This is a genomic window from Oleiphilus sp. HI0117, assembly GCF_001635235.1.
The window spans coordinates 1-7,135 of record NZ_LWGA01000630.1; the positions used below are offsets into that span (position 1 = coordinate 1).

Annotated in this window: 6 protein-coding genes; 2 read left to right on the forward strand and 4 right to left on the reverse strand. The window is 43.6% G+C overall.

Annotation, left to right across the window (positions count from 1 at the left end; all coding sequences use genetic code 11):
- Positions 1 to 122: 122 nt before the first annotated feature.
- A complete protein-coding gene (locus A3757_RS07440; protein ID WP_068515429.1) occupies positions 123 to 1,805 on the forward strand; it encodes an NAD(P)/FAD-dependent oxidoreductase in 1,683 nt (560 codons plus the stop codon).
- An 86-nt stretch (positions 1,806 to 1,891) separates the two neighbouring features.
- Here the strand turns inward: A3757_RS07440 and folE are convergent, their stop codons facing one another.
- Genes folE through A3757_RS07455 form a run of 3 tightly spaced genes read right to left on the reverse strand, consistent with a single transcriptional unit; the run spans position 1,892 to position 4,197 of the window.
- Positions 1,892 to 2,542, reverse strand: a complete 651-nt coding sequence (gene folE, locus A3757_RS07445; protein WP_068515433.1) for a GTP cyclohydrolase I FolE — start codon at positions 2,540 to 2,542, stop codon at positions 1,892 to 1,894.
- Positions 2,535 to 2,930 carry a dihydroneopterin triphosphate 2'-epimerase gene (folX, locus tag A3757_RS07450; protein WP_068515436.1) on the reverse strand — a complete coding sequence of 132 codons (396 nt, stop codon included), beginning with the start codon at positions 2,928 to 2,930 and terminating at the stop codon, positions 2,535 to 2,537. Before folX ends, folE begins: the two co-directional genes overlap by 8 nt.
- A gap of 52 nt (positions 2,931 to 2,982) precedes the next feature.
- A complete protein-coding gene (locus A3757_RS07455) occupies positions 2,983 to 4,197 on the reverse strand; it encodes a sigma-70 family RNA polymerase sigma factor (RefSeq protein WP_068554922.1) in 1,215 nt (404 codons plus the stop codon).
- A 248-nt stretch (positions 4,198 to 4,445) separates the two neighbouring features.
- Here A3757_RS07455 and A3757_RS07460 point away from each other — a divergent pair, with 248 nt between their 5' ends.
- Positions 4,446 to 5,864: a fasciclin domain-containing protein gene (locus A3757_RS07460; protein ID WP_068554920.1), complete on the forward strand. Its 1,419-nt coding sequence runs from the start codon at positions 4,446 to 4,448 to the stop codon at positions 5,862 to 5,864.
- A gap of 348 nt (positions 5,865 to 6,212) precedes the next feature.
- Here the strand turns inward: A3757_RS07460 and A3757_RS07465 are convergent, their stop codons facing one another.
- Complete coding sequence (locus tag A3757_RS07465) at positions 6,213 to 6,956, reverse strand: SDR family NAD(P)-dependent oxidoreductase (RefSeq protein ID WP_068515443.1); 744 nt, start codon at positions 6,954 to 6,956, stop codon at positions 6,213 to 6,215.
- Positions 6,957 to 7,135 lie beyond the last annotated feature (179 nt).

Consider the following 7,135-nt stretch of genomic DNA (forward strand, 5'->3'; position numbering starts at 1 on the left):
AACTACCTATAATCTTTACGATGTAAGTTTTTTGCTGTATGTGATGATTCAATACTTAAAATAAATCGTAATAATTGGATTATGTGATTTAACCATTAATTATCCATGTAGGAATTGCTCTTATGACTAAGGAATCCGTTCAGCCTCTCACGAATAAGAAAACACTCAAACCCAGTACGCTAAGAGTGGGCAAACGCTATCGCTCATCGCGTGTCGACGGTCATTATGATGCCGTTGTCATTGGCTCGGGTATTGGCGGTATGACCAGCGCAGCTATGCTGTCTAAGGCTGGGTTAAAGGTCTTGGTATTAGAGCAACACTACACCGCTGGAGGATACACTCACAGCTACTCGCGCAATGGCTACGAATGGGATGTAGGTGTTCACTATATCGGTGAGATGGGCAACCCTAAATCACAAATGCGCAGAATTTTCGACTTTATCACTGACGGTGAATTGAAATGGGCGCCACTAAATAGCAATTACGATCGCTTCCACTTTGGCGAGGATGTTTACAATTTGCGCGCGGGTAGAGATTGTTTCAAACAAGACTTGTTAAAACACTTTCCCGAAGAAGAGCTAGCGATTGATTCCTATCTGAAAATGCTAGATGCCATTACGCGGTGCATGCCCCTTAAGGTTATGGATAAGTTGATGCCAACCTTACTTTCTCGGCCCTATAAGCTGCTCAAGCGTTTCGGCCTGCCTGACTACTTCAACAAGACGACTTATGAAGTCTTAAGTGGACTGACCTCAAATGAAAAGTTAATTGGCGTCTTAACAGGGCAGTGGGGCGATTGTGGTTTACCTCCTAAGCAGTCGAGCTTTTTAATTCATGCACTGATCGCTCGACATTACTTATCGGGTGCTTACTACCCAGAAGGTGGTGCCTGGAAAATAGCCGATACGATTATTCCTGTTATCCAACAGTCAGGTGGTGACTTGCTTACTTATGCAAGCGTCGAAAAAATAGTCGTTGAAAAGGGCGTCGCGTTGGGTGTCGAGATGTCTGATGGTCATATCATTCACGCAGATAAGGTTATTAGTGCTGCAGGCGTAATGAATACCTTTCAAGACCTGGTTCCGCAGGCGCTGAGCAAAAAGTTCTCTTATGATAAAAAGCTGCAAGAAGTTGAATCATCAAAAGCGCACTTGGGAATGTATATTGGTTTGAAGGGCAGCACTGAAGAATTGAAGCTACCCAAGACGAACTTCTGGATCTTTCCTGATTATGACGCCGATAGTGCTTTGGATGCGTTTGAGAATGACAAAGATAAGCCTTTGCCTGCGGTGTATATTTCATTTCCGTCTGCAAAAGACCCTGAATGGCAGCGAAAGAACCCTAGCAAGTCGACGATAGAAATCGTTGCGCCTTGTCCTTATGAATGGTTTGAAAAGTGGGAAGACCAGCCATGGGGGAAACGAGGCACGGACTACGAAGCACTCAAAGACATGTTTACCGAGCGTATGCTGAAAGCACTCTATGAAAAAATGCCTCACTTAGAAGGTAAAATCGACTATCACGAAACCAGTACGCCCTTGTCGACAAACTTCTTCTGCGCCTACAAAAAATGTGAGCTCTATGGACTTAATCATGACCCTTCTCGTTTTGAGCAAGACTGGCTGCGACCTGAGACGCGAATTCCCGGCTTGTATCTAACTGGCCAGGATGTGCTTAGCTGTGGCATTGGTGGCGCGATGATGGCAGGAGTGATGACATCGGTTAGTGTGCTGGGTTGGAAAAGCTACAAGCTACTTAATCGCTTTGGCTTGCGCGATAGGATTGGTTTGGCTGTGCCTGTTTAGGCGCAGCGCTGCTTGCTATCACGCCGATAGCTCTGGGGATAAACAGCGATGGTGTTTGTCCCCGCCATTGATTGTGTAGCAATCAATTATTGATGGGCCTCTTGTAGAAACTCAGCGCGTGTCTGTGGGTTGGTTTTAAAGGAACCTCCTAAGGCTGTCGTTGATGTTTCAGAGTTTGCATCCATAATACCTCGGGATTTAACGCAATAATGTGTTGCGTTAATTGATACTGCGACGTTGTCGGTATTGAGTAAGACTTGCAGCGCAACTAAAATTTGCTTTGTTAATCGTTCCTGAACTTGAGGGCGCTGTGAAAAAAACTTTACGATACGATTTATCTTGGATAAGCCGATGATTTTTTCTGCGGGAATATACGCGACTTTAGCTAAACCATCGATCGTGACGAAGTGGTGTTCGCAAGTACTTATCAGGTTAATGCGACTGACTTTAACCATTTCATCGACATTCATTTTGTTTTCGATAACCGCTATTTTGGGAAAGTTCTGATAGTCCAGGCCAGAGAATATCTCCTCCAAGTACATTTTTGCGATTCTGTGTGGAGTTTCAGCCAGGCTATCGTCTTGAAGGTCTAGCCCCAAAGTTGCCACGACCTCGGCTAATAAACCCTTAATTCGCTGATATTTTTGTTCGTCAGTGTATGGCGTCTGAACAAGAGGCGTTTCAAGTCCCATTTCAACTAAGGTGCTTTTAACTAATTGGGCTTCAGGGCTAAGCATGGGCATAGTTCTCCAAAGTTTCAGGTAGGATTGAGGCCTGCATTGTCAGTGATACTGAATCAGCAAACCGGAGCGCGTGTGGTTTCTCAACGTTTACTTTGGCGAAGGTGGTGTGGGGACTCGTGGTGCAAATTTGCAAAATTTCTTTTACAAGTCGCTCGAGTAATAAGAATCTGCCTTCTTCAACAAGTTGAATGATTCGCTTGGTAATGATCTTATAGTCCAGCGCGTCTTTCACCTGATCTGATTGCGCGGCTTTATTGGCAGAATAATGTAGTTCGACATTCACGACGATATCTTGTTGTTTAATTTTTTCTTCTTCATTAAAGCCGATAAATGTTCGTAAGCGTAGTTTGTCGATTTTAATAATCGCATTTGATAAATTCATAGTCCGTTTCCTCTCATTATTAATCATTACGAATCAAATTGAATAATGGATCTCAATTGCCATTGCCCAGATCGGTGTCTGGTTCATTTTCTAAGATTGTGTTCAGCTCTTTTTCAGATTGAAGCGATAATTGGCGAACCCTTTCAGATGAGATGAAGAGTATCTCGCTGATCTCTTTTAGCGTGTAGGTGCGGTTGATTCCTATGCCGTATCGCATTCGGAGTATGGTTTGTTTTCGTAGATCTAAGCTCCCTAGGATGTTTTTTAGGTCTCGTTTGTACAGGAGCTCCTGTGTTTTTAGGTCTTGTTCGTTTTTTCCAATGAGTTCGTGTTCTTCAGGTTCTGGAGACTGTGCATACCATTCTGTGTTAGCGGTCGCATGAGTATTTAATTCGACATAAGGTGCTTTATTACTGATGTTATCTGGCAAACTCGCTCTAAACTCATGGCTTCTAGGAGGTCGTGATAGCTGCTGTTCTAGCTTTGCCCTCGTTTTGTCGGCAATTGCTTTATCGCGGAGTTGATCGTAAGGTTTACGAACGACACTTGCTTGCTTTTCGATAGCCGCATGTATGTGATGACTAATGGCAGTATAAGCATAAGTCGAAAAGAGGAACCCCTTACTGGGATCAAAGCGCTCAATGGCTTTAAGTAAGCCGATACTGCCTTCCTGCACTAAATCGTTGTAAGGCATTCCGAGGAATCTAAATTTGCCAGCTACGCTAAAAACAAGCTTCAAATTTGCAGTTATTAGTTCATTACGTTCGCTCTTATATTGTTTACTTAGTTTTTCCAGCGTGTGGACCTGATCACACAGAAGAAATTGGTCTGCTGTGTTTTCTTGATTGATGTGTTCGTTGATAACTTTTATCACTAGGTGGCGAGGGACTTTCCAAAGTGAAAGGTTTTTTTTCAGCTTTCTGCTTACTGCTTTCCTCTGCTGCTTTGAACCTTCGATATGGTCGATTACCTCAAGAGAATCGATGAGAGAAATGATTTTTAAATAGACACTTCCATCGTTATAGATCTGGGTTCTTAAGTATTTTTGAGTTTCGTTCTCGATTAGTTCGACCAATGACTTCAAAGAGCTCAGTAGTCTGGGAAACTGAGCAAATAAAACCAGCTGTGACAGGGCGTAAGACTCCATAGATTTATAGAGCTTCATTTGCGTTGCGATAGGCAGTTGTGGCAGCTGATTATTCTCAAGGTCATAAGGGTTTCCACTCGTATTGCTAATCTTGGTTTCAGCATATTCTTTAGCGAGCATAGGTGCTTATTCTCCGGACACTGTTTAATTACCTTTACTCGAAGAATGCGAAAACGGATCATAATTTTGTGTTTTCATGTCGTTTCGTTTTAGAAAACAGAACTTAATTGTGATCCGAATTTACAACCTCCCCGTAAACTGGTTTGAGCGCTCGAGATGAATGTCACCGACGCATGTTTAATTTGTAAGAATGATGTCGGTATTAACTCAAAACGAAATTGAAGAATGATTTAGGGAAGGTACACATTATGTCCACTCGACTTTTAGACAGGCTTTCTTGGGCCAAAAGTTTATCCGTATTGTTGTTTGCCAGTTCAACACTATTATTGTCAGCATGTAGTGACAGCGATAACGATAGCGCAGCGTCTTGCACGGGTTCAATCGCAGACATCGCTGACTGCAACGATAGCTTCGATACACTTTATGCTGCGGTGGCGGCGGCAGGCTTAGGTGAAACCCTAAGTGGTGGAGAGTTTACAGTATTTGCGCCGACGGACGATGCCTTCGATGCATTGTTTACAGCATTGGGTGTGACGCCAGATGAGTTCCTGGCGCGTTCAGACCTAGCTAATATCCTGACTTACCATGTTTTATCTGGAACGGTTGACGCGACAGCAGCTACATCCTTAGCTGGAATGATGGATAACACAACACCCACTGTTGAGACGTCGAGTATTGAAGTATCTGTCTCTGGCGATGATCTATTTGTTAACCGCTCTCAAGTTGTGATCGCTGACGTTGTTGCGGACAACGGTATCATTCACGCAATAGATAAGGTTCTTATTCCACCAAATTATTTCAATGTTGTTGAAACGGCACAAGCAGATGGTCGCTTTGATACATTGGTGGCTGCCGTCGTTGAGGCTGGCTTAGTAAGCACTTTAGCGACAACGCCAGACCTAACCGTTTTTGCACCGACTGATGATGCCTTTGCAGACTTGGTGGCAAATAATGACGCGTTTGATAGTGCCGGTGATATTCTTGCACTAACGAATCTTGGGGATATTCTGCAATATCATGTATTGGACTCTGAAGTTGATGCTTTGACCGCAATCAGCCTGTCAGGCAATACAACAACGCCGTTATATACCGCAAAAGATCTGGCAATTTCTTATGATGACCCAGACTTATTCATTAACACATCTAAGGTCATTGTTGCCGATGTCGATACATCAAATGGAATAATCCATGCGATTGATAAAGTCCTATTGCCACCATCAGCTGATGCTTTATCAGATGACAGTATTACCATTGGTGAGCTGGTGACTAATTTGGCAGGGGCTGAGGTGGATGCAGAGTTCACAACCTTGCTCGCCGCGCTTCAGCAAGAAGGCTTAGATGCTGCGTTGGTGGGGGATGGGCCGTTCACCGTGTTTGCACCGACTGATGCAGCGTTCGCAGCAGTGGGTACACCTAGTGAAGTGCTTGCTTTAGGTGGCTTGGCAGATATCTTGAGCCAACACGTAATCAGCGGCACAGAAATTGACTCCATAGCTGCCTATGCAGCAAATGGCACGGCTGTACCGACATTGCGTGCAGATACAGATCTTACAGTAGATATCGATATGGGTATGCTGATGGTTGGAAATGCCACGGTGTTGATTACAGATGTTGAAACCTCAAATGGTGTTATTCATGTAGTCGATGCGGTAATCACAGCCCCTTAGTAGAAGTGGTTATCTAAATCGATCTACCTTTGTCCCGCTTTGCGGGACTTTTTTTTCGAATTAGAGCGAGTCTAGGAGAGCGTTATTTTATGGCTACCAATACAAGTAAAAATGTAGATACAGAGCATCGCAGCAAACAAAGCACTACCCTAAGATTACCTTGCAGGGGCTGCCTAAAAACATGCTCAAACTATACAGTGTGTGATGGACGCCCGTGGAGAACAATGATAGCCATTGACTCATGAGTTAGAAATCGACACGGCTCGTGTAGAAAAGGCTGAGTAAAACAATTGTTACCTTAGTAGCTTGGTTCGGTTTAGGTTTCTGAGTAAGCCAAGAGCTGGCCTACTACCACTCAATATCCATATTGTTCCAATCTTTAAAACTTAACTTTCCATCTGCTTTTGACTCAACTAAGAGTTGATGCAGCCGATCTGCGACAAAGTCGGTCTTGAATAGTTTTTCTTCTGGAACGCCCGCTTGGTATGGCTTTGAAAGTTCGGTGTCTGTGGTTCCAGGGTGGAATGAAATGACTTTTGCTTTTGGAAAGCGACGACTGTATTCAATAGAAGCATTCTTGAGAAGCATGTTTAGTGCTGCTTTAGAGGCTCGATAGCTATACCAGCCGCCGAGCCGATTATCTTTAATGCTACCCACTCTTGCTGATAATACAGCAATCGTGGTCGCTGAATTTTTATTCAGTAACCCGGTCAGCTCTTTTAACCAGACAATCGGCATGAACGTGTTGGTCTCAAAAACGCTATGCAGACTTTCATAGTTGATATCTTCGATACGTTTCTCAGGCTTTATGTTGAGTTCTTTACTATGTAGTAAACCGCTGGCGATCACGATATATCGAATAGGTATATGACTGTCCGCTATTTGTTTGCAGCAAGCCTGAATCGAACTAAGCTTGGCGTCGGTTTGTAGCCATTCGGTTTTTGTTTTTTGACTTTCATTTCTCTGGGGCTCGTTCCTAGACAGCGCAAAAATAGTCGTGATGCTTCTATCTGATTGCATACGTTTAAGGATTGCGCTCCCAATACCCCCGTTAGCGCCGATGATAATTGCTGCAGCCTTGGATTGGTTCATTTTGTGTGACCTCAATGGTTATTGAAAACTGAGTGCAGGGAGTAATGGCTTATTGGAAGGGTGCATCAGCTTGATTCAGGTTTGAAATCAAAAGAATCGGGTGAAAGAAAGATTTACCTTCCAATGGTTTTTGTTGTTAACAATAGGGCTGTTATATAGCGAGGAGTCCAGCCAGGAAT

Coding starts and splice junctions, on each gene's coding strand:
- folX (WP_068515436.1), bottom strand. CDS start 2,930: ATGAATTTATCAAATGCGATTATTAAAATCGACAAACTACGCTTACGA.
- A3757_RS07455 (WP_068554922.1), bottom strand. CDS start 4,197: ATGCTCGCTAAAGAATATGCTGAAACCAAGATTAGCAATACGAGTGGA.
- A3757_RS07440 (WP_068515429.1), top strand. CDS start 123: ATGACTAAGGAATCCGTTCAGCCTCTCACGAATAAGAAAACACTCAAA.
- A3757_RS07465 (WP_068515443.1), bottom strand. CDS start 6,956: ATGAACCAATCCAAGGCTGCAGCAATTATCATCGGCGCTAACGGGGGT.
- A3757_RS07460 (WP_068554920.1), top strand. CDS start 4,446: ATGTCCACTCGACTTTTAGACAGGCTTTCTTGGGCCAAAAGTTTATCC.
- folE (WP_068515433.1), bottom strand. CDS start 2,542: ATGCTTAGCCCTGAAGCCCAATTAGTTAAAAGCACCTTAGTTGAAATG.